The organism is Pseudomonadales bacterium, assembly GCA_041395665.1.
In the GTDB taxonomy this organism is placed as follows: domain Bacteria; phylum Pseudomonadota; class Gammaproteobacteria; order Pseudomonadales; family UBA7239; genus UBA7239.
This window is the reverse complement of record JAWLAB010000003.1, coordinates 1-20,036: the sequence shown is the minus strand read 5'-3', so window position 1 is coordinate 20,036 and position 20,036 is coordinate 1. Positions and strand designations below refer to the sequence as shown.

Sequence of the window (20,036 nt, the reverse complement as noted above, 5' to 3'; positions counted from 1 at the left end):
AAAACTTTGATATAGATTGCTTGGCTGCTATGATGCCCCCTCACCGCAGTCAGGAATTACCTCATGTCTACGCCAAACCAAGCCAATATCGCCGCTCGCACCCTGTTGCTACAGCAGGCATTAAAGGAACGCATCCTGATTTTGGATGGTGCGATGGGCACCATGGTGCAGACCTACGGCCTAGAAGAAGCCGATTATCGTGGCGAGCGCTTCAAGAATGTGCATCATGATGTCAAAGGAAACAATGACTTACTGGTACTTTCTAAACCAGAAGTCATCCGCGAAATTCACCAAGCCTATTTGGATGCCGGTGCGGACATCATCGAAACCAATACGTTTAATTCCACGCGCGCCTCCATGGCCGACTACCATTTAGAAGACTTGGTGCCTGAGCTAAACCGCGAGGCCGCCCGCCTTGCGCGAGCCGTGTGTGACGCCAACAGCACGCCAGACAAACCCCGCTTCGTCGCTGGTGTGCTCGGCCCCACCACCAAGGCGGCTTGCACGATCTGCGATGTCAACGAGCCTGCCAAGCGCTCCATCGAGTGGGATGAGCTGGTGCGCGACTACTACGAAGCTTGCCAGTATTTAATAGAAGGCGGCGCAGACATCATCTTGATCGAAACCGTGTTCGACACACTGAACTGCAAAGCCGCCATCTTCGCCACGCGCCAATATTTTGAAGACAGCGGATTGGAATTGCCGATCATGATTTCCGGCACCATTCCCGATAAAAGCGGCCGCACGCTGACTGGCCAAACCGTCGAAGCGTTCTGGAATTCCATCGCTCACGCTAACCCAATTTCTGTCGGCTTGAACTGTGCCCTCGGCGGTAAAGAAATGCGCCCGCACATTGAAGAACTGTCTCGTGTCGCAGGCGTATTTACCAGCGCGCACCCCAACGCTGGTCTGCCTAACGAAATGGGCGGCTACGATCAAACCGCTGAAGAAATGTCTGACATTATCGAAGACTTTGCCAGCCACGGTTTTATCAACATTATCGGCGGCTGCTGCGGTTCAACACCCACGCACATTGCCGCCATCAGCAAAACCATCCGCGAAGGCAATTACAAACCGCGTGTTATTCCCACCATTCCACCGGCACTGCGCCTCTCCGGTTTAGAAGCTGTCACCATTGATAACGACTCGCTGTTTGCCAATATTGGCGAACGCTGCAATGTCACGGGCTCCGCCAAATTCAAACGCTTGGTGATGGATGGCGATTACAACGCTGCACTTTCGGTTGCAGAAGAACAAGTGAGCGACGGCGCGCAAGTGATCGACATCAATGTCGATGAAGCGATGTTGGATTCACTGTTTGCGATGAAACATTTTTCACAATTGATTGCAGTGGAACCCAACATTGCCAAAGTGCCGGTGATGCTCGATTCCTCCAAATGGGAAGTGATCGAAACCGGTTTGAAATGCACACAAGGCAAAGCCATCGTCAATTCCATCAGCATGAAAGAAGGCGTGCCAAAATTTATTGAGCAGGCGAAACTGTGCCAGCGCTACGGCGCAGCGATTGTGGTGATGGCATTTGACGAAAAAGGTCAAGGCGACACGCTGGAGCGCCGCATCGAAATCTGTAAAAAATCTTACGACATTCTCGTCAACGAAGTCGGTTTCAATCCTAACGATATTATTTTTGATCCGAATATTTTTGCCATCGCCACCGGTATTGAAGAACACAATAACTATGCGGTCGATTTCATCGAAACCACACGCTGGATCAAACAAAATCTCCCAGGCGCACTGGTGTCTGGCGGTTTATCGAATGTGTCTTTTTCATTTCGCGGCAACAACACGGTACGCGAAGCCATTCACTCGGTTTTCTTGTATCACGCGATTAAAGCAGGTTTGGATATGGCCATCGTCAATGCGGGGCAGCTCGCGGTATACGATGACTTACCCACCGATTTACGCGAGAAAGTCGAAGATGTGGTATTGAACCGCCACGCCGGTGCAACCGAAGCACTGCTCGCAATCGCTGACAATTACAAAAGCGGCGGCGCCACCAAAAAAGAAGAAGATTTGAGTTGGCGCGAATGGCCGGTCAACAAACGCATTGAACATGCACTGGTATTGGGCATCACCAACTGGATCGTGGAAGACGCTGAAGAAGCGCGTGTTAACAGTGAAAAACCGCTGGATGTGATTGAAGGCCCGTTAATGGACGGCATGAATGTCGTTGGCGATTTGTTCGGCGCGGGAAAAATGTTTTTACCGCAAGTGGTAAAAAGCGCGCGCGTGATGAAACAAGCAGTCGCCCATCTCACACCCTTTATTGAAGCGGGGAAAATTGCCGGCGCGAAAAAAAGCAACGGCAAAATTGTGATGGCGACGGTAAAAGGTGATGTGCACGACATTGGCAAAAACATTGTCGGTGTCGTGCTCGGCTGCAATAACTTCGAAGTAGTAGATCTAGGCGTGATGGTGCCTTGCGATAAAATTTTGCAAGTCGCCAAAGAAGAAAACGCCGACTTTGTAGGTTTATCTGGGCTTATCACACCATCCTTGGACGAAATGGTACATGTGGCGCGTGAAATGCAACGACTGGATTACCAAGTGCCCCTCTTAATCGGTGGCGCGACAACATCCAAAGCGCACACGGCGGTGAAAATTGAACCGCGCTACACCAACAACCAAGTGGTGTATGTGCCAGATGCTTCGCGTGCGGTGGGCGTGGCGACTACCCTGCTCTCCAAAGATTTGCGCGATGACTATGTCGAAAAATTAAAAGCGGAATATGTGCAAGTGCGTGAGCGCACAGCGAAGCGACGCAGTGGCGAGCATTTACTGTCTTTTGAAAACGCCCAAAAAATTGGCTCTAAAATTGATTGGGAAGGTTATACACCGGCCGTTCCGCAACAACCGGGGTTGCATATCTTTGAAGACTATCCATTAGAAGCTATCGTGCCGTTTATCGACTGGACACCTTTCTTTATTACTTGGGAACTGGCAGGAAAATATCCCAATATTTTGGAAGATTCTGTCGTTGGTGAAGCGGCAAAAAATCTGTTTCATGATGCACAAACCATGTTGAAAGACATCGTTGACAATAAACGATTAAAAGCGAGTGCTGTATTTGGTTTATGGCCTGCGAATCAAGTCAACGGTGAGGACATTGAAATCTACACTGATGAAACCCGCAGCACGGTGCAAACCACTCTGCATCATCTCCGTCAACAAAATCATAAAAACGATGAAGCGCCTTTGTTGGCACTGTCAGACTATGTCGCGCCGAAAGACAGCGGCCTGAAAGATTACATGGGTGCATTTGCCGTGACTGCTGGCACTGGTGCTATGGAATTGGTGAAAAAACATCAAGCAAACAACGATGATTACTCCGCCATTATGGTCAAAGCTTTAGCAGATCGTTTAGCTGAAGCCTTTGCCGAGCATTTACATCAACGCGTACGCAAAGAGTTTTGGGGTTATGCCGCTGAAGAAAACTTCAGCAATGATGAATTGATTCGCGAACGCTATCGCGGCATTCGCCCTGCGCCCGGCTACCCAGCCTGTCCTGATCACACCGAGAAACGCAAATTGTTTGCACTGCTCGATGCCGAAAAAAATGCCGGCATCACACTCACAGAGCACTACGCCATGTTACCTGCGGCAAGTGTCAGTGGTTGGTACATGGCGCATCCACAAGCACGCTACTTCGCTGTAGGGAAAATATTGAAAGATCAAGTGGAAGCCATTGCAGCGCGTAAACAACAAGATATCTCACAGGTAGAATACGATCTCTCACCTGCACTTGCTTATGAACCCTGAGGTATCCGATGAGTGACGAATCATCACAGCAAAAAAACCAAGAAGCAGCCAAGACACCAGGATTCCGCGCCATTCTTATGAGCACTTTGGCTGCGGGTATTGGCATTCAAAGCAATAAAAATCGTGAGCGGGATTTCACACAAGGCAATATAAAAGTCTATGCGGTTGCTGGGCTGATTTTTACCGTTGTTTTTATTTCCAGCATCGTCATCCTCGTGAAATGGGTGATTAACAGTGCAGGAATGTGACACGCCGCTCAACAGTTTTTTTGACGCGAGCGATTTTGCTTCTGCTGCAGAACTACTTGAGCTGCTGGCGGCACAAGGAAAAACGCTCGCCTGTGCTGAATCTTGTACTGGCGGGTTAATTGCCTCGATGCTCACCGAACAGCCTGGTTCATCTCGCGTTTTTACAGCAGGCTTCATCACTTATTCCAACGCGATGAAACAAGCCATGCTCGGAGTGAGTGAAACGACACTGCAAGCGCACGGTGCAGTCAGTGAGCAAACCGTGTGTGAAATGGCAGCAGGCGCACTGCAGCGTAGCGGCGCAGACTACGCCGTCGCTGTCTCTGGCATTGCGGGCCCTGATGGCGGCACAAAAGAAAAACCTGTCGGTACGGTGTGGATCGCTTGGGGCAGCAAAGACAACATTCGTGCGCAGCAATTTCAACTGGACGAACCGCGCAAATACTGCCAGCAGCTGGCTGCCGCTATTGCACTGGATTTAATACACCGCACCGCGCTGCAACAAACCGGCACACCGCCCTACTTTGCCCGCTGGGCAGTGTAAGCAACGCAAACCAAAGAGACTGACCCCAACGCAGCACAGCGTTACAATGCGAATCTATTTTCTGTTGTTGAAACACCGCGCATGACGCCAACACCGCCTCCCACACTGTTTCACGAGATCCCTCGCCAGCGGCCACAAACACCGTTGCTGGACAGTATTGACACGCCTGCGCGCCTGCGTGAATTGGATGAAGCGCAGCTGCCGGAACTCGCCAACCAACTGCGCGAATACTTGCTGTACAGCGTTGGGCAGAGCGGCGGGCATTTCGGGGCAGGTTTGGGCGTGGTCGAACTCACCGTTGCGCTGCACTATGTTTACAACACGCCGGATGACCGACTGGTGTGGGATGTCGGCCATCAAACTTATCCGCACAAAATTCTCACCGGTCGTCGCGAACAGATGACGAGTATTCGTCAGCAAGATAGCCTGTCTGGTTTCCCCAAACGCAGTGAAAGTATTTACGACTCGTTTGGTGTCGGTCATTCCAGCACTTCCATTTCTGCTGCACTCGGCATGGCCTTAGCTGCGAAAGCGCAAAATCTTGCGCGCAAATCGGTTGCTGTGATTGGCGATGGCGCAATGACCGCGGGCATGGCCTTTGAAGCACTCAATCATGCAGGGCACACTGGTGCGAATATGCTGGTGGTGTTGAACGACAACAATATGTCGATCTCACACAATGTCGGCGGGCTCGCCACTTATTTTGCCAAAATCTGGGCAAGTAAACTGTATACATCGGTACGCAGCAGCGGTAAGAAAGTTTTATCAAAAATTCCACCGGCTTTTCAATTAGCACAGCGTACCGAAGAGCATATGAAAGGCATGGTCGCGCCAGCCACTTTATTTGAAGAATTGGGCTTCAATTACATCGGCCCAATCGACGGCCACAACTTAACGGATTTAGTGCGTACGCTGAATAATTTACGCGATCTGGAAGGTCCGCAGTTGTTGCACATTATTACCACCAAGGGTAAAGGTTTTGCGCCAGCCGAAGCGGATCCCATCACTTATCACGCACTGTCAAAAATTGAAGCCACACCCAAAACAGTTCAACTGATTGACGACAAACCAAAAGCAAAAAAATACCAAGATATTTTTGGCGATTGGTTGTGTGACATGGCCGTCGCCGATAAAAAATTGATCGGCATTACACCCGCCATGAGTGAAGGCTCTGGCATGGTTACTTTTAGCGAACGCTTTCCTGATCGTTTTCACGATGTGGCAATTGCTGAACAACACGCCGTTACACTCGCCGCCGGTTTAGCCTGCGACGGCATGAAGCCTGTTGTGGCCATTTATTCCACTTTTTTACAACGCGCTTACGATCAATTGATCCACGATGTTGCACTGCAAGAACTGGATGTGTTGTTTGCAATTGATCGCGCTGGTTTAGTCGGCGAAGACGGAGCAACCCACGCCGGCAGTTTTGATTTGAGCTATTTGCGCTGTATTCCCAACATCGTAGTGATGGCACCTTCCGATGAAAACGAATGCAGACAAATGCTCTACACCGGCTATCAACACCAAGGCACTGCTGCGGTGCGCTATCCGCGCGGCACGGGAATTAACGCCGTGGTTGCGCGTGAAATGACGGCACTACCAATAGGCAAAGGCGTGATGAAACGCGAAGGGCAACGCGTTGCCATTCTTAGCTTTGGCACATTACTGCAACGCGCACTGGTTGCCGCAGAGACGCTCAATGCCAGTGTTGCCGATATGCGTTTTGTTAAGCCTATCGACGAGCAACTGATTCTACAGTTGACTTCAAAGCACGACTTATTAGTGACACTCGAAGAAAATACCGTGATGGGTGGCGCAGGTGCAGCAGTCAATGAATTTCTTGCAGCGCAAGGTATCGTAATGCCGATTATCAATCTCGGCTTACCGGATACCTTTTTACATCACGGCAAGCACAGTGATTTGTTGGATGATTGCGGTCTTTCTTCACAGGCCATTGCACAAACGATTGAACAGCGTTTGCAGAAACTAGCAAAGAATAGTCATCAATTAATCGCTTGAAGAAATACCGTATCCTGCGTATCTGTAGCCTGCTGTTTTAGAGCGCGCTTCATTTTTTGATACACAGATTCTGAAGCTGTATCGCCCACTAAATTATGAAAACTCATTGGGTCAGCCTGCACATCGTACAACTCTTCTGCGGGTGCGCGATGACCAAAGCACAAAGCCTGCTCGCGATTCAATTTCTTTTCGCGAAAAGCTTGCAGCAAAGCTTTCCCCATCGGCTGCGCTTCCAAAATACAACGATTAGCATTCTTCGCAAAATTACTGATATAAAGATAACGCTCTGTACGAATAGCTCGGCGATTCAACACAAACCCATGATCCCACTGCTCGGCAAAAATTTTCTGACGAAATGCAGCATCGGGCTTTTGAAATAAACGAGAAAAAGATTCACCTTGCATCGTTGTCGCCTTGGGCAGACCTGCCAAATCCAATACAGTGGGCATTACATCTATCGCGCTCACCAAGGATGCCGTTTTTAATCCCGCTTTAATTTTGGGGCCAGCAATAATCAAGGGCGTTTTTATACCCGCATCGTAGAGTGTGGTTTTAGCTCGCGGCATTGGTGCGCCGTTATCAGAAAGAAAAATAATATAGGTATTGTCTAATAAGTTTTGTGTGCGCAATTCTGCAACCACCTTGCCCACATAATTATCCAGCCGACTAATTTCTGTGTAGTACTGCGCAATCGTGTAGCGTGCTTCAGGGCTGTCGTAAAACACCGGCAACATCACGGCGTCTTTGGGTTGATACGAACTATCTGGCGGCAAAGGCGAATACGGCACATGCGGATCACGGCTCGCCAACCAAAAGAAAAATGGTTTATCTTTTGGTCTGCTGCGTAATGCATCAATCCAACCTTCACCACCACTCTCTCCCGGCGGGTCTTTCACCACATCAAATTGTGGAGCAACCAATCCACCGTTGTGCCATTTACCAATCGCTGCGGTGTAATAGCCTGCCTCACGCAAGTACGAAGAAATTAATCGTTGATTTTCTGGCACAACATCATTCAGTTTTGGTGCGCCCGTGCTGTGTGGGTAGCGCCCCGTTAACAAACTCGCACGGCTCGCACTGCAAGACGATGTCGCCAAAAACGCGCGATCAAACTGCATGCCATTACGCGCCAATTGGTCGATATTGGGTGAACGAATAACGGGATGACCAAAGGTGCCCAAATCATTTGCACCCAAATCATCGGCGACAATCACGACAAAATTAGGCTGCTGCGGTGCTGCCGCATACGAAACTGTGGCCAGCAACATCAAAACCAGCAGCACGACGCTACGCACCGCGCCATACATCATTTCGCGTCCTGCACAAACTGTTTTTGATGGCGAGCAAGAATTTCCTCGCCAGATGGCACAGCACACACTTCAGTGTTGCGTCCCGATAGAAACGGCATGGCAAACACCTGTTCAAACCATTCGGAGTACGCATTGAAATGGCTCTGAAAGGCGTGCTGTTTAGGGTAGGCACTTTTTTTCATGCACGCACCACACATCGCGGTGAGGTATTTGCCTTCTACTGCTTGCTGGCGAATCGTTTGATAAGTGTCATTGCGCCAGATAGTTGCACCTGAATGCTCATCCAAATGCCCAATCCAATTTTTGCTTTCGGTAAAACAACAGGTTTTCACTCGACCATCAAACGATGCATGAAATGTTTTAAATGGCTCCAAACAAGGCGAACCTTGATGCTCAAAAAATTCTTTGTCGTCAACAGATAATACATGGCGATCTTTCATCGTACGATCACCAGTTACCGCCGCTTTCTTTTCTTCACGCTTCTCAACAGAAGTTGCTACAGATTTCAACTGCGCCACTGGAATTTTTTCTTCCAATATCTGACGAAATAATGCCTCGCGCTCTTCATCAGGCATCGCGTCAAATGCGCGCTCATAATTTAAGGCGTGTTTTTGAGTGGCCTCGTAAGGCGCACTCGCTAAACGCACGCCTGCGGCATCAGCAATTGCTTTCGCCTCTCGCACAAGAAGTGCTTCGCGATCTGGATGCATATGCGATTCATGATGACGCAACTCCACCAATCTCTTTCCGTAAAGCCGTAACGGTTTTACATGGATCACATCCGCACCAGCATCAGCCATCAAGCGCACAAAGTCTGGTAAGCGTTCAATATGATGCTGAAACGCCAAGCTATTAATTTCTATGCGCGGATATTGACTGTTCGCATCGCGCTTTGCTTGTGCCAAGCGACGAATGCCATTGAGAACGCGCTCAAAATCACCGCCAATATACACATTCTCGTATTCTTCTGCTGTGACGCCGGAAAAACTGATCGACACGCGATGCACATGACCTTGCACCAGCGACGCACACAAGGCATCGTCCAAATGCATGCCATTGGTAAAAAAATCAATTAATGCTTCGTAATGCGATAGGTAAAACAAAAGCTCTTTGTACTGCGGATGAATCGTCGGCTCACCATAGCCACTGGCATGTATTACCAGTGCGTGTTTGAGGATTTCATCCAGTGGTTCTGTTGCTGTTTCATAGGCGATAACACCGCGGTCTTCGCGCTTCAGTGCAAAAAAGCGATCGGTATTCAGTGCGGAAAAAGTGGGGCACATGGCGCACTGCAAGTCGCAAATATTGCTGACTTCGATAAAGACTTCCAGCGGCCAATCGGGGAAAGACTCTCCGCGCGCAAAGCGCAAAAAAGAGTCAACCGTTTGTTGTTTTTGAGCAAGGAATTGTGGCTGTGCACCACTCATCCCAAAACTTCTTCACGAATTGCGCTATGCAATGCTGGTTCTAAACGCGGACCGTAATCACTCACCACTTGCGCAGCAGCGCGGCTGGCTAAATTACCCGCTTCCAACCACGAATAACCGTGCGTGATGGCATACAAAAACGCACCGGCAAACATATCGCCCGCACCGTTGCTGTCGATGGCTTTCACAGCGTGTGGCGCGATAGTGTGCTGTGTATTGCCATCAAATACTAACGCGCCGCGTGAACCGCAAGTAATAGCAAAAGACTTGCAATATTTTTTCAAGGCTTCTGCCGCAGCAGCAGTATCAGCGCATCCCGTAAAACCGCGCGCTTCGTCTTCATTACAAAACAATAAATCGACGCTATTGCCGATCATTTCGCGCAAGCCATCACCAAAAAACTCCACCATACCCGGATCAGAAAGTGACAACGCTGTTTTTACTCTGTGCTGCTCTGCCAATTCACGCAACTGAATCGCTGCTGCGCGACCAGTCGGCGAAGTGACGAGATAACCTTCCATGTAAATGTATTGCGCTTGTGAAATAGCTGCAGCATTGAGTGCTTGGCTGCACAGTGTTTCGCTAATACCTAAATGCGTCAGCATCGTGCGTTCCGCATCCGGTGTAATCAACACCAAGCATTTGCCCGTTTCACCGCTGGCAGATGGCTCAATACCATTGCACGCCACACCGGCAGCTTGCATATCGTGATGATAAAAATTGCCGTTGTCGTCATTCGCCACTTTGCAGGAATAAAAAGTTTTCGCGCCGAAATAACTGGCCGCGATGATGGAGTTCGCCGCACTGCCACCACTGCGCTTGGTGTGGATGGTGTGCTGCGCCAAATACTGCATCACCGCTTGTTGTTTTTCAGCATCCACCAAAGTCATGTGACCTTTGGTGATACCCAGTTGTGCCAAATCGTGATCGCTGACTTCGATTTCTGTATCGACCAAAGCCGCACCAATACCGTAAATATGGTAACTCATTGAATTCTCGTTAAATGTTTTTGTGAGCGCGGCATTATCCCTCACAAAAGCCTTGCCTGTAATGCATCGCTGCGTACACTGGCGCGATGCCAAATAAACGCCCCTCTCCCGCTCAAAAATCTCGCCGCCAACGTACCGCACGCCGACAGCGTCGCTGGTGGGTTTCACTGCTGATTTTCGCTGCCAAATGTGCGGCCGTTTTGATTCCTTTGGTGTTGATTGCCAGCATCTATGTCGATTCGCTGGTTCGCCATAAGTTTGAAGGGCGTAAGTGGACTATCCCCGCCAAGGTGTACGCTAAGCCACTGGAGCTGTATCCGGGGCAGCCTTTTACCGCCAAAGGCATGACCGATGCGCTAACACTCTTAGGCTATCGATCTGCTTCGGCTGCCGGTTCTGCAGGGCTGTATCACTTAGCCGGCAATACCGTCGAGCTACACACACGCGGCTTCGCTTTTGCCGATCAACCCGAGCCCTCTCGCTGGGTAAAGCTGGGCTTTAACGGCAATGGCATAGACCACATCAGCGACAACCAAGGCAGAGCACTCCCTCTACTGCGCCTTGAGCCACTGATGATCGGCAGTTTGTACTCCGGCAAACACGACGACCGTTTGCTCATCAAAATTGAAGATATGCCGCCGGTGATGCTGGCAGGCTTGGTCGCCACGGAAGACCGCTATTTCATGGATCACCACGGCATCTCTCTGCGCGGTATCGCGCGCGCTATGTGGATCAACATCAGCGCTGGCGGCCTCGTGCAAGGCGGCAGCACCATCACTCAGCAACTAGTAAAAAACTTCTACCTCAACTCCGAGCGCACACTGTCGCGCAAAATTTTGGAAGTGTGGATGTCGGTGCTGCTGGAAGTGCATTACAGCAAGCGAGAGATTCTGGAAACCTACATCAACGAGGTGTATTTCGGGCAGGAAGGCGGCCGCTCCATCAACGGCTTTGGCTTGGCAAGCCAGCAGTTCTTTCGCCAACCGCTCAACGAACTGAAACTGCATCAAATGGCACTGTTGATCGGCATGGTCAAAGGTCCGTCCTACTACAACCCGTGGCGCAACTCTGAGCGCGCAACAGACAGACGGCGCGTGGTACTCAGCACTATGTTGGAACAGGGCGTTATCAGCCAAGCGGAGTTTGACTGGGCAAACGCGCAGCCATTGGGCGTGGGTGAAGGCAGCCAAGCACGCATCGGTGTTTATCCGGCTTTCTTGGAACTGGTGCGCCGTCAGCTCAATACGGAATACAAAGACGAAGACTTGCTCACCGAAGGGCTCAAGATTTTTACCACCATCGACCCGCAAGTGCAGTGGCTGGCGGAGCAATCGCTCGAAAACGGCATTAAAAAGCTGGGGCAGTCTTATAAATCCTTGGCAGATGTTAAAAACACACCGCAAGGCGCCGTCGTCGTCACCAATCCCGCTAACGGTGAAGTGCTCGCCCTTGTCGGCGACCGCAATCCCAAGTTTTATGGCTACAACCGCGCCATTGACACCAATCGTCCTGTCGGTTCACTGCTCAAACCTTTTATCTTTTTATCGGCACTAGAGAGTGGCAAATATTCACTGGCAACACAGGTGGATGATTCCCCGCTGCGCTGGCGCAATGCCAATGGCACATGGTGGCAGCCTCAAAATTACGATGGCAAATCGCACGGTCGTGTTTCGCTAGTGGATGCCCTCGCCCACTCCTACAACTTGGCTACCGCGCGCGTTGGTCTGCAAGTCGGCGTTAAGCCCTTGATCGAAATGATTCGCCGCGCCGGTGTGCAAGCCAAACTGGATCCTGTGCCATCGCTGCTGCTCGGCGCTGGCGGGATGTCCCCGCTGGAAGTGGCGCAGCTGTACCAGATGCTTGCAGCCGACGGCTTTACCCTGCCGGTACGCACCATTCGTGATGTCTACACCGCCGAAGGCAAACCCATCAAACGCTACGGCTTGGAGATGGAGCAGTCCGTTGATCCCGCTTACGCACAAGAAATTGCTTGGGCAATGCAAGCGGTACTAAGAGAAGGTACGGCGCGAGCAGCCTATGCTCGCCTACCGTTTGGCCTCAATATCGCCGGTAAAACGGGTACCACTGACAATCAGCGCGACAGCTGGTTCGCAGGCTTCTCCGCCAACTACAACACCGTGGTATGGGTCGGTCGCGATGACAACCAAAAAATGCCGCTCACCGGCGCCACCGGCGCGCTGCCTATTTGGATCAATTTGATGGCAGCGCTACCCAATCAATCACTGCCCAATCCTTCGCACCGCAATATCACATGGCAGTGGATCGACGAGGCCACCGGCAATCGCACCGACGAAGGCTGTGGTAGCGCGCGTCGTATGCCCATCGACCAACGCTCGCCGCAACCTAGCTATGTACCCTGTCGTGGTCGCGCACCGGTAGTAAACTTACTCAATCAATTCATCGGACAATAAAAAATGAAAAAGCCTTTCCAACGCTCGTGGTTATTGTGTTGTTTTGCGTCGAGCGCTCTTCTGCTCAACGGTTGCGCCATGGAACCGTATGGCACAGAAACACAAGCCCCGATTGAAGACATCAATCAGCCCGCATCCTCGCCCGCACACAGTCACACAATGCACTCAAACACGCAGGCAAACGACACTGGAGCTCCAGCTGCAACAGATGATGCCCAACCGCAGCCCATCAAAAACCCTGCCGCCGCCAATCTATTGAATGAAGCGGCGCAAGCGCGAGCACAAGGGGATTACGCCCGCGCACAAACGCTAGCTGAACGCGCACAAGCCTTAGCACCACAGGAAGCACGCGCCTACCTCGAACTCTCGCGCATTTATTCGCAGCGCGGCGACAGCACTCATGCGCGCCAAATGGCAACGCGTGGTTTGTCTGTGGTACGCGATGATCCAGCCACCGAGCGCGATCTACAGCAAATGCGCATGCAATAACGCGGCACATGTTTTGCCACGAATGAAACGCCTACTGCCCTTTGTAGGATGCTGTGCGCTGATTTTTTTTATCAGCACCGTCGCTCTAACGCTGTTGTTGCGTTTCCTACCGCCACTCACCTCTGGCGTGATGATGGAACGCCGTGTGCAATCGTGGTTTTCTGATCAACCCTACCAACGCCGCTATCAATGGGTTCCGCTCGAAAAAATTACACCGGCGTTAGGTGTTGCTGTTGTCGCAGCAGAAGATCAGTTGTTTGCCGAACACGATGGCTTTGATTGGAACGCGATAGAAAAAGCGGCGGTTTACAATCAAACGCACAAAAAAACGCGCGGCGCATCCACCATCTCACAACAAACCGCCAAAAATCTTTTTTTGTGGACGGGGCGCAACTGGATACGCAAAGGCATGGAAGTGTATTTCACGCTCTTGATTGAATTGCTATGGCCGAAAGAGCGCATTCTTGAAGTATATTTAAACATTATCGAATTAGGCGACGGCATTTACGGCGCTGAAGCAGCATCGCAGATTTTTTTCAAAAAAAGCGCCCAAAAAATATCTTCGAATGAAGCCGCCCTGCTCGCCGTCGTGCTGCCCAACCCACGCCGTTTTCAAGCAGATAAACCCAGCAGCTACCTACGCGGCAGACAGCGCTGGATACTACGCAACATGCAACAACTCGGCGGAAAAAGTTACATCAACACCTTGCCAGAATAATTTTTTCTCACATCAATAGGAGAGTTTCATGAAAATCAGCATCTGTTTGCCCTACATGAAAAAATCCATCACACGACGCACGATACTTGATTGGTGCGCACACATCGAACAAGGTCCTTTTCACAGCTTGTCTTGCGGCGAACGCATCACCGGCTACACCTTAGAAATGCGCAACACACTGGCCTTTGCCGCCGCAGTGACTGAGCGCGTGCGCATTGTGCCTTCACTGTATGTATTGCCTATGCACTCGCCTGTGTGGGCAGCGAAAGAAATCGCCACGCTTGATTTGCTCTCCAATGGTCGCGTCACCGTAACGGTTGGTGTCGGCGGGCGCGAAGTGGATTACCGCGCGGTCGGCGCTGATTTTTCTCGTCGTCACCAACGCCAAGACGAACACATAGCAGTGATGAAAGATATCTGGGCAGGCAAGCCGCCGTTTGCAGGCGCAGATCCCGTTGGCCCTACCCCTGTGCAAGCCGGTGGCCCACCGCTGTTAGCTGGCGTGATGGGGCCGAAAGCCATGGCACGTGCTGCGCACTGGGCAGACGGCGTGTATTCCTTTTCGATGGGTGGTTCTGCAGCAGAAACTGCAGGCTTTTTTAAGATGGCGGAAAGTGCGTGGCAAAACGCAGGCCGCGAACATGCACCGCAAAAAGTTGGTGGCTTCTGGTACTGCTTGGCCGACGATGCCGAAGAAAAAATGAAAAGCTATGTCTACGACTACTTAGCAATTCTGGGCGACAACATCGCCCGCCCCGTTGCCAACAGCATGAAAAACTTCGACAAACACCGCATCAAAGACACGCTGGCAGAAATGGCGGCTACGGGCTGCGAAGAAGTTTTTCTCTGCTCTGCCACCGATGAATTGAGCGAGCTAGATCGCCTGCTCGATATTCTCTAGTATTCAGTACTATGACGCGCCAACCACAGACAGCAGAAGAACTCGTTCGCAACGGGCAATGGCACGAAGCGATTGAGCTGCTGTCTGCACAGAATCGCGCACAAGCCGATGCCGCCATCGAAAAGCAATTGATTGATCTGCGCGCGCAGGGGTTCGCACACAGCACTTGGCCACCATCCACAACAGCTTGGCCTCCCACCACAAAAAATATCGCTTTTGACAACAATGTCGGCGGCATCCCTGAAATCTCGATGTCGCAACTGGATGCAGAAAAACTAGCTGCTGGTGTGATGCAGCACGGCGCATTGTTGGTGCGCGATTTAGTGCCAAAACCATGCTTGCCACTTTGCGCGATGACATCGAAAACGCCGTTGAACTGCGCAATCGTCGCGCCGCCGGTGAAACCATCGACAAAAACAATCCCTACTACTCGCCGTCTGAATTTCTCAACGCCCATCACAAATTGGGCGTGGGAAGAAAATTTATCGCAGAAACGGGCGGTGTGTGGGCAGCGGATTCACCACGCGGTTTGTTTGATGTGATGGAGATGTATCGCTCACTTGGCTTGAAAAACCTTTTAGCGGATTTTTTTGGCGAAGCGCCGTGTGTCTCCGTCAAAAAATGGGTATTACGCCGCGTAGACCCCATCGCAGGCGAAGCGGATTGGCATCAAGACGGTGCTTTCATGGGCAAAGAAGTGCGCAGCATGAATTTGTGGATTGCACTCAGCGATTGCGGCGGCGATTCCATCAACCCCGGCATCGATATCGTGCCGCGCCGCTTTGACGACATCGTACAAACCGGCACCGATGGCGCGCGTTTTGAATGGACGGTCGGTGCGCCTTATGTAGAAAAAAACTTTAGCGACACGCCTTGGGTGCGCCCTGCCTTCAAAGCGGGCGATGCATTATTTTTTGATCACATGAATTTGCATCGCACAGCGTGGTCGCCAACCATTACAGGCAGACGCTACGCGATTGAGTGCTGGTTTTTTTCTGCCAGTGCCAGTGCGCACAATCAAATTCCTATGTTGTTCTAAAAACTTATACAAAAAATAAGTAGTACGGCTGCATAATGATTCATGACACACCTAAATTTTCATTGCGTATTTTCTTATCAAGAAACACGCGCGCTGCCAGTGGCCTCACCCATACGGACTCCCCCTCCTGCAAAGCCAATTGACGAAAACGATCACGCGACAATTCAGCTTCAATTTCTTCTGAATCATCTTCGCGATGCAACGCCAAACGCACCACAGAACCGATCATGTTGATGCGCGCCACCGTCACAGGAAAAGCAGCGTTGTTGCCAGGCTCGCGCTGTATTTCGATATCGTGTGGCCGCACATACGCAGTGGCATGCGCATCTTCAACATGACGATGTTCTTCTACCTCCACATCAGCGGCACCGATACGAGCAAAACCGTCACGCACACGACTATGAAACACATTCACATTGCCAATAAATTGATAAACAAAGGGCGATGCAGGTTCATCATAAATTTGTTCCGGCTTGCCAATTTGCTCCACCTTACCTTTATTCATCACAACAATGCGATCTGCCACTTCCAACGCTTCTTCTTGATCGTGTGTCACAAAAACACTGGTGATATGCAGCTCGTCGTGCAATCGCCGCAACCATCTTCGCAACTCTTTGCGCACATTGGCATCCAGCGCACCAAAAGGCTCATCAAGCAATAAAACTTTCGGTTCAACCGCCAATGCTCGCGCCAAAGCAATCCGCTGACGCTGGCCACCAGATAATTGAGGTGGATAACGATCCGCCAACCAATCCAATTGCACCAATTGCAGCAACTCATGAACACGGCGACGAATTTCTGCTTCGACAGGACGCGTTTTTTTCGGACGCACACGCAAACCAAACGCAACATTTTCAAACACCGTCATGTGACGAAACAGCGCATAATGTTGAAACACGAACCCAACTTGTCGTTCACGCACATGCGTATCCGTGGTGTCTGCACCGTGAAAATGAATACTGCCATCATTGGGTGTTTCCATGCCGGCAATAATGCGCAGCAGTGAAGTTTTACCGCAGCCTGATGGCCCCAGTAACGCAACCAATTCACCAGTAGGCACATCCAGCGACACATTATCCAACGCCCTAAAATCACCAAACCGTTTGGTGACATTGCGAATTTCTATACTCATAACGACCTCACTCTTTTAATTCTTGCTGTGACAACACACTGTTTTGTTGCACTTTCCATTCAACAAAAGTTTTCAACACCAGCGTAACTAAAGCCAACATTGCCAATACAGATGCACACGCAAAAGCAGCGACATGGTTGTACTCGTTGTAGAGCACTTCCACATGCAGGGGCAGCGTGTTGGTAACGCCTCGAATATGACCGGACACCACCGACACAGCACCGAATTCACCCATTGCGCGCGCGTTCGACAAAATCACGCCGTACAACAAACCCCATTTAATGTTGGGCAGGGTGACACGCCAAAACATTTGCCAACCGGATGCACCCAATACAATCGCCGCTTCTTCTTCATCTTTTCCCTGCGCTTGCATCAGCGGAATTAGCTCTCGGGCGACAAAAGGAAATGTCACAAACAGTGTCGCCAGTACAATGCCAGGCACTGCAAAAATCACTTTCAAATCTCGATCAGACAGCCACTCACCCAACAAACCCTGCAAACCAAACACCAAAACATAGATCAAACCAGCAATGACCGGCGACACCGCAAACGGCAAATCAATCAGCGTGAGCAAAATACTTTTGCCGCGAAAATCAAACCGTGCAATCACCCACGCCGCCGCCACACCAAAAACCAAATTGAGCGGCACAGAAATAACCGCCGCAAGCAGCGTTAAACGAATGGCAGCCCACGCATTCTCATCTTCAAATGCTGCCAAATATGTAAGCCAACCTTTGTTTAAGGCTTCAGTAAAAATAGAGACCAACGGCAGCAGCAGAAACAGCGCCAGCCAAAACAATGCAATACCAATTAACAAACGGCGCAGCCAAGGTGCTTCTGTCGTCGCGATACTTTTACGATTATTTGTGAGCATGACGATGACTACTCCACCATTGCAATAAATTAATAATCAGCAGCAGTGCAAACGAAATCAGCAACATCACACTGGCAATCGCCGTGGCGTGGCTGTACTCGTACTGCTCCAACTTAGTGATAATCAACAGCGGCGTGATCTCTGAAACCAACGGAATATTGCCGGCAATAAAAATCACAGAGCCGTACTCGCCCACTGCGCGCGCAAACGCCAACGCAAACCCGGTCAGTAACGCAGGGGTCAGTGCTGGCACCAGAATGCGTGCGAATGTCTGCCAACGAGAAGCGCCCAAACTGGCCGCGGCCTCCTCCACTTCGCCTTCCAAATCTTCCAACACAGGCTGCACCGTGCGCACGACAAACGGCAGGCCGATAAATGTCAGTGCCACCACGATACCCAGCGGCGTATAAGCCACTTTGATGCCATAGGGCTCTAACAGCGAACCGACCCAACCATTGCTGGCATACAACGCGGATAAAGTAATACCCGCAACCGCCGTTGGCAGTGCAAAGGGCAAATCCACCAAGGCATCCACCACTTTCTTCCCCGCAAACTGGTAGCGCACTAACACCCAAGCCACGATCAAACCGAAAAAAACATTGAGCAAAGCGCCAATCAGCGATGCACCAAAAGACAATCGATATGAGGCCAACACGCGCGGCGCCGTTACCACTTCCCAAAATTCGCCCCAGCTCAGTTCAAATGTTTTGATGAATGCCGCCGACAGCGGAATCAATACAATCAAGCTGAGCCAGAACACCGTGTAGCCGAGTGCCGGACCGAAGCCAGGCAACACGGATGTCGATCGCAACAGTTTCATAACAGACTCTCAAAGCACACGATTACTTGCCGTAGATTTGGTCAAAGGTGCCGCCATCACTGAAGTGATCTTTCTGCGCTTTCTGCCAGCCGCCAAACACGCTATCAATGGTAAATAACTCGAGATTCGGAAACTGCGCGGCGTACTTGGCGGCCACGGCTTTGTCGCTTGGGCGGTAGTAATTCTTCGCCGCTATTTCCTGACCTTCCGGTGAATACAGGTATTCCAAATAAGCCTTCGCCACCTCGGCCGTGCCGTGCTTGTTGGCAAACTTATCGACTACCGTCACGGGTGGTTCAGCGAGAATGGAATAGCTCGGCACAACGATTTCAATTTTGTCCGGCCCTTGCTCTTTTAACGCTAGGAATGCCTCATTTTCCCAAGTCAGCAATACATCGCCCACACCGCGTTCAAGAAAGGTGGTCGTTGCACCACGCGCGCCGGAATCCAACACGGAAACATTTCTGTACAGTTTTCTCACAAAATCTTTCGCTGCCGCAGCATCATTGTTGTTGTGCTTTAGCGCATAACCCCAAGCAGCCAAATAGTTATAGCGCGCACCACCCGATGTTTTCGGATTGGGTGTCACCACACCAACCCCTGGTTTCACAACATCATTCCAATCGTGAATATTTTTGGGATTGCCTTTGCGCACCACAAACACCATGGTGGAAAGATACGGCGCGCTGTTGTTCGCCAAGCGCGACTGCCAATCTTTGGGAATCAACTTGGCTTTTTCGTGCAACTGATCGACATCGTAAGACAGTGCCTGCGTCACCACATCACCTTCCAAACCGTCGATCACCGCACGAACCTGCTTGCCACCACCGCCGTGTGATTGATTGATCGTCACCGTGTCGCCGGTTTTTTCTTTCCAGTATTTACCGAATGCCTTGTTGTACTCGACATACAGCTCGCGCGTTGGGTCGTAAGACACATTGAGCAGAGTAATGTCTTTTGCCAAGGCACTCGTAGTCAGTAATCCTGCCGTAAAAACAACCAACAGGTTTTTTAATGTGAATGAAGTTTTCATGACTGTATTCCTCTTTTTAGAAAATAAGTTTTAAAAAATGGTTTGGATAAACGAATTTCAGAATGAAACTTGAACGCGCCCTAACAACACGCGCTCAGCATCACGATCTTGTGGATTGAGTGATGTGCCACCACCACCCCAATCAAATGCGGTGTTTTCGTAATCCAATGAAACGCGCAAATTGTTGTTGGGATACCAATTCACACCCACGCCCCAGTTATCCGCACCCTGAACAGAACGCGTGGCTTGTGCGAAAGAATCTGTTCCGCCCAACACACCCG

Annotated in this window: 17 protein-coding genes; 9 read left to right on the top strand and 8 right to left on the bottom strand. The window is 50.7% G+C overall.

Going from position 1 to position 20,036, the window contains the following annotated elements; genetic code table 11:
- Positions 1-63: 63 nt before the first annotated feature.
- From metH to dxs, 4 genes are all read left to right on the top strand, one after another.
- Positions 64-3,780: a methionine synthase gene (gene metH, locus R3E63_04720; GenBank protein ID MEZ5539256.1), complete on the top strand. Its 3,717-nt coding sequence runs from the start codon at positions 64-66 to the stop codon at positions 3,778-3,780.
- An 8-nt stretch (positions 3,781-3,788) separates the two neighbouring features.
- Positions 3,789-4,028: a DUF2970 domain-containing protein gene (locus tag R3E63_04715; GenBank protein MEZ5539255.1), complete on the top strand. Its 240-nt coding sequence runs from the start codon at positions 3,789-3,791 to the stop codon at positions 4,026-4,028.
- Positions 4,015-4,572, top strand: coding sequence for a CinA family protein (locus R3E63_04710; GenBank protein ID MEZ5539254.1), 558 nt, complete (start codon positions 4,015-4,017; stop codon positions 4,570-4,572). The genes R3E63_04715 and R3E63_04710 overlap by 14 nt, the downstream gene beginning before the upstream one ends.
- Positions 4,573-4,653: 81 nt before the next feature.
- A complete protein-coding gene (gene dxs / locus R3E63_04705) occupies positions 4,654-6,591 on the top strand; it encodes a 1-deoxy-D-xylulose-5-phosphate synthase (GenBank protein ID MEZ5539253.1) in 1,938 nt (645 codons plus the stop codon).
- On the opposite strand, the gene R3E63_04700 is transcribed toward dxs, so the two are convergent.
- The 3 genes from R3E63_04700 to R3E63_04690 are packed head-to-tail and all read right to left on the bottom strand — an operon-like array spanning position 6,576 to position 10,317.
- Positions 6,576-7,901, bottom strand: a complete 1,326-nt coding sequence (locus R3E63_04700) for a sulfatase (GenBank protein MEZ5539252.1) — start codon at positions 7,899-7,901, stop codon at positions 6,576-6,578. The genes dxs and R3E63_04700 overlap by 16 nt on opposite strands.
- Positions 7,898-9,328, bottom strand: coding sequence for a radical SAM/SPASM domain-containing protein (locus tag R3E63_04695; protein MEZ5539251.1), 1,431 nt, complete (start codon positions 9,326-9,328; stop codon positions 7,898-7,900). The genes R3E63_04700 and R3E63_04695 overlap by 4 nt, the downstream gene beginning before the upstream one ends.
- On the bottom strand, positions 9,325-10,317 hold the full coding sequence (locus tag R3E63_04690) for an adenosine kinase (GenBank protein ID MEZ5539250.1): 993 nt from the start codon (positions 10,315-10,317) through the stop codon (positions 9,325-9,327). The genes R3E63_04695 and R3E63_04690 overlap by 4 nt, the downstream gene beginning before the upstream one ends.
- 86 nt (positions 10,318-10,403) lie before the next feature.
- On the opposite strand from R3E63_04690, the gene mrcB reads away from it, so the two are divergent.
- From mrcB to R3E63_04665, 5 genes are all read left to right on the top strand, one after another.
- The gene (mrcB, locus tag R3E63_04685; GenBank protein MEZ5539249.1) at positions 10,404-12,749 is read left to right on the top strand and encodes a penicillin-binding protein 1B; all 2,346 of its coding nucleotides are present in this window, start codon (positions 10,404-10,406) and stop codon (positions 12,747-12,749) included.
- A gap of 3 nt (positions 12,750-12,752) precedes the next feature.
- On the top strand, positions 12,753-13,238 hold the full coding sequence (locus R3E63_04680; GenBank protein MEZ5539248.1) for a hypothetical protein: 486 nt from the start codon (positions 12,753-12,755) through the stop codon (positions 13,236-13,238).
- A gap of 22 nt (positions 13,239-13,260) precedes the next feature.
- Positions 13,261-13,956, top strand: a complete 696-nt coding sequence (mtgA, locus tag R3E63_04675; GenBank protein ID MEZ5539247.1) for a monofunctional biosynthetic peptidoglycan transglycosylase — start codon at positions 13,261-13,263, stop codon at positions 13,954-13,956.
- Between the two features lie 28 nt (positions 13,957-13,984).
- Positions 13,985-14,857 carry an LLM class flavin-dependent oxidoreductase gene (locus tag R3E63_04670; protein ID MEZ5539246.1) on the top strand — a complete coding sequence of 291 codons (873 nt, stop codon included), beginning with the start codon at positions 13,985-13,987 and terminating at the stop codon, positions 14,855-14,857.
- Between the two features lie 334 nt (positions 14,858-15,191).
- Entirely contained in the window at positions 15,192-15,896 is a 705-nt protein-coding gene (locus R3E63_04665) for a hypothetical protein (GenBank protein ID MEZ5539245.1), read from the top strand.
- Between the two features lie 40 nt (positions 15,897-15,936).
- Here the strand turns inward: R3E63_04665 and R3E63_04660 are convergent, their stop codons facing one another.
- The 5 genes from R3E63_04660 to R3E63_04640 form a co-directional block, all read right to left on the bottom strand.
- Entirely contained in the window at positions 15,937-17,028 is a 1,092-nt protein-coding gene (locus R3E63_04660; GenBank protein ID MEZ5539244.1) for a sulfate/molybdate ABC transporter ATP-binding protein, read from the bottom strand.
- Between the two features lie 7 nt (positions 17,029-17,035).
- Complete coding sequence (gene cysW / locus R3E63_04655; protein MEZ5539243.1) at positions 17,036-17,902, bottom strand: sulfate ABC transporter permease subunit CysW; 867 nt, start codon at positions 17,900-17,902, stop codon at positions 17,036-17,038.
- Entirely contained in the window at positions 17,889-18,722 is an 834-nt protein-coding gene (gene cysT, locus R3E63_04650; GenBank protein MEZ5539242.1) for a sulfate ABC transporter permease subunit CysT, read from the bottom strand. Before cysT ends, cysW begins: the two co-directional genes overlap by 14 nt.
- A 22-nt stretch (positions 18,723-18,744) precedes the next feature.
- On the bottom strand, positions 18,745-19,755 hold the full coding sequence (locus R3E63_04645; protein ID MEZ5539241.1) for a sulfate ABC transporter substrate-binding protein: 1,011 nt from the start codon (positions 19,753-19,755) through the stop codon (positions 18,745-18,747).
- A 57-nt stretch (positions 19,756-19,812) separates the two neighbouring features.
- Positions 19,813-20,036: porin (locus R3E63_04640; GenBank protein MEZ5539240.1), on the bottom strand; the 224-nt coding region annotated here is incomplete at its 5' end.

Bases quoted from the DNA above. Each gene is read 5' to 3' on its own strand.
- R3E63_04680 (MEZ5539248.1), top strand. From the start codon at position 12,753: ATGAAAAAGCCTTTCCAACGCTCGTGGTTATTGTGTTGTTTTGCGTCG.
- dxs (MEZ5539253.1), top strand. From the start codon at position 4,654: ATGACGCCAACACCGCCTCCCACACTGTTTCACGAGATCCCTCGCCAG.
- R3E63_04645 (MEZ5539241.1), bottom strand. From the start codon at position 19,755: ATGAAAACTTCATTCACATTAAAAAACCTGTTGGTTGTTTTTACGGCA.
- mtgA (MEZ5539247.1), top strand. From the start codon at position 13,261: ATGAAACGCCTACTGCCCTTTGTAGGATGCTGTGCGCTGATTTTTTTT.
- R3E63_04715 (MEZ5539255.1), top strand. From the start codon at position 3,789: ATGAGTGACGAATCATCACAGCAAAAAAACCAAGAAGCAGCCAAGACA.
- metH (MEZ5539256.1), top strand. From the start codon at position 64: ATGTCTACGCCAAACCAAGCCAATATCGCCGCTCGCACCCTGTTGCTA.
- mrcB (MEZ5539249.1), top strand. From the start codon at position 10,404: ATGCCAAATAAACGCCCCTCTCCCGCTCAAAAATCTCGCCGCCAACGT.
- R3E63_04690 (MEZ5539250.1), bottom strand. From the start codon at position 10,317: ATGAGTTACCATATTTACGGTATTGGTGCGGCTTTGGTCGATACAGAA.
- R3E63_04670 (MEZ5539246.1), top strand. From the start codon at position 13,985: ATGAAAATCAGCATCTGTTTGCCCTACATGAAAAAATCCATCACACGA.
- R3E63_04695 (MEZ5539251.1), bottom strand. From the start codon at position 9,328: ATGAGTGGTGCACAGCCACAATTCCTTGCTCAAAAACAACAAACGGTT.
- cysW (MEZ5539243.1), bottom strand. From the start codon at position 17,902: ATGCTCACAAATAATCGTAAAAGTATCGCGACGACAGAAGCACCTTGG.
- R3E63_04700 (MEZ5539252.1), bottom strand. From the start codon at position 7,901: ATGATGTATGGCGCGGTGCGTAGCGTCGTGCTGCTGGTTTTGATGTTG.
- R3E63_04660 (MEZ5539244.1), bottom strand. From the start codon at position 17,028: ATGAGTATAGAAATTCGCAATGTCACCAAACGGTTTGGTGATTTTAGG.
- cysT (MEZ5539242.1), bottom strand. From the start codon at position 18,722: ATGAAACTGTTGCGATCGACATCCGTGTTGCCTGGCTTCGGTCCGGCA.
- R3E63_04665 (MEZ5539245.1), top strand. From the start codon at position 15,192: ATGCTTGCCACTTTGCGCGATGACATCGAAAACGCCGTTGAACTGCGC.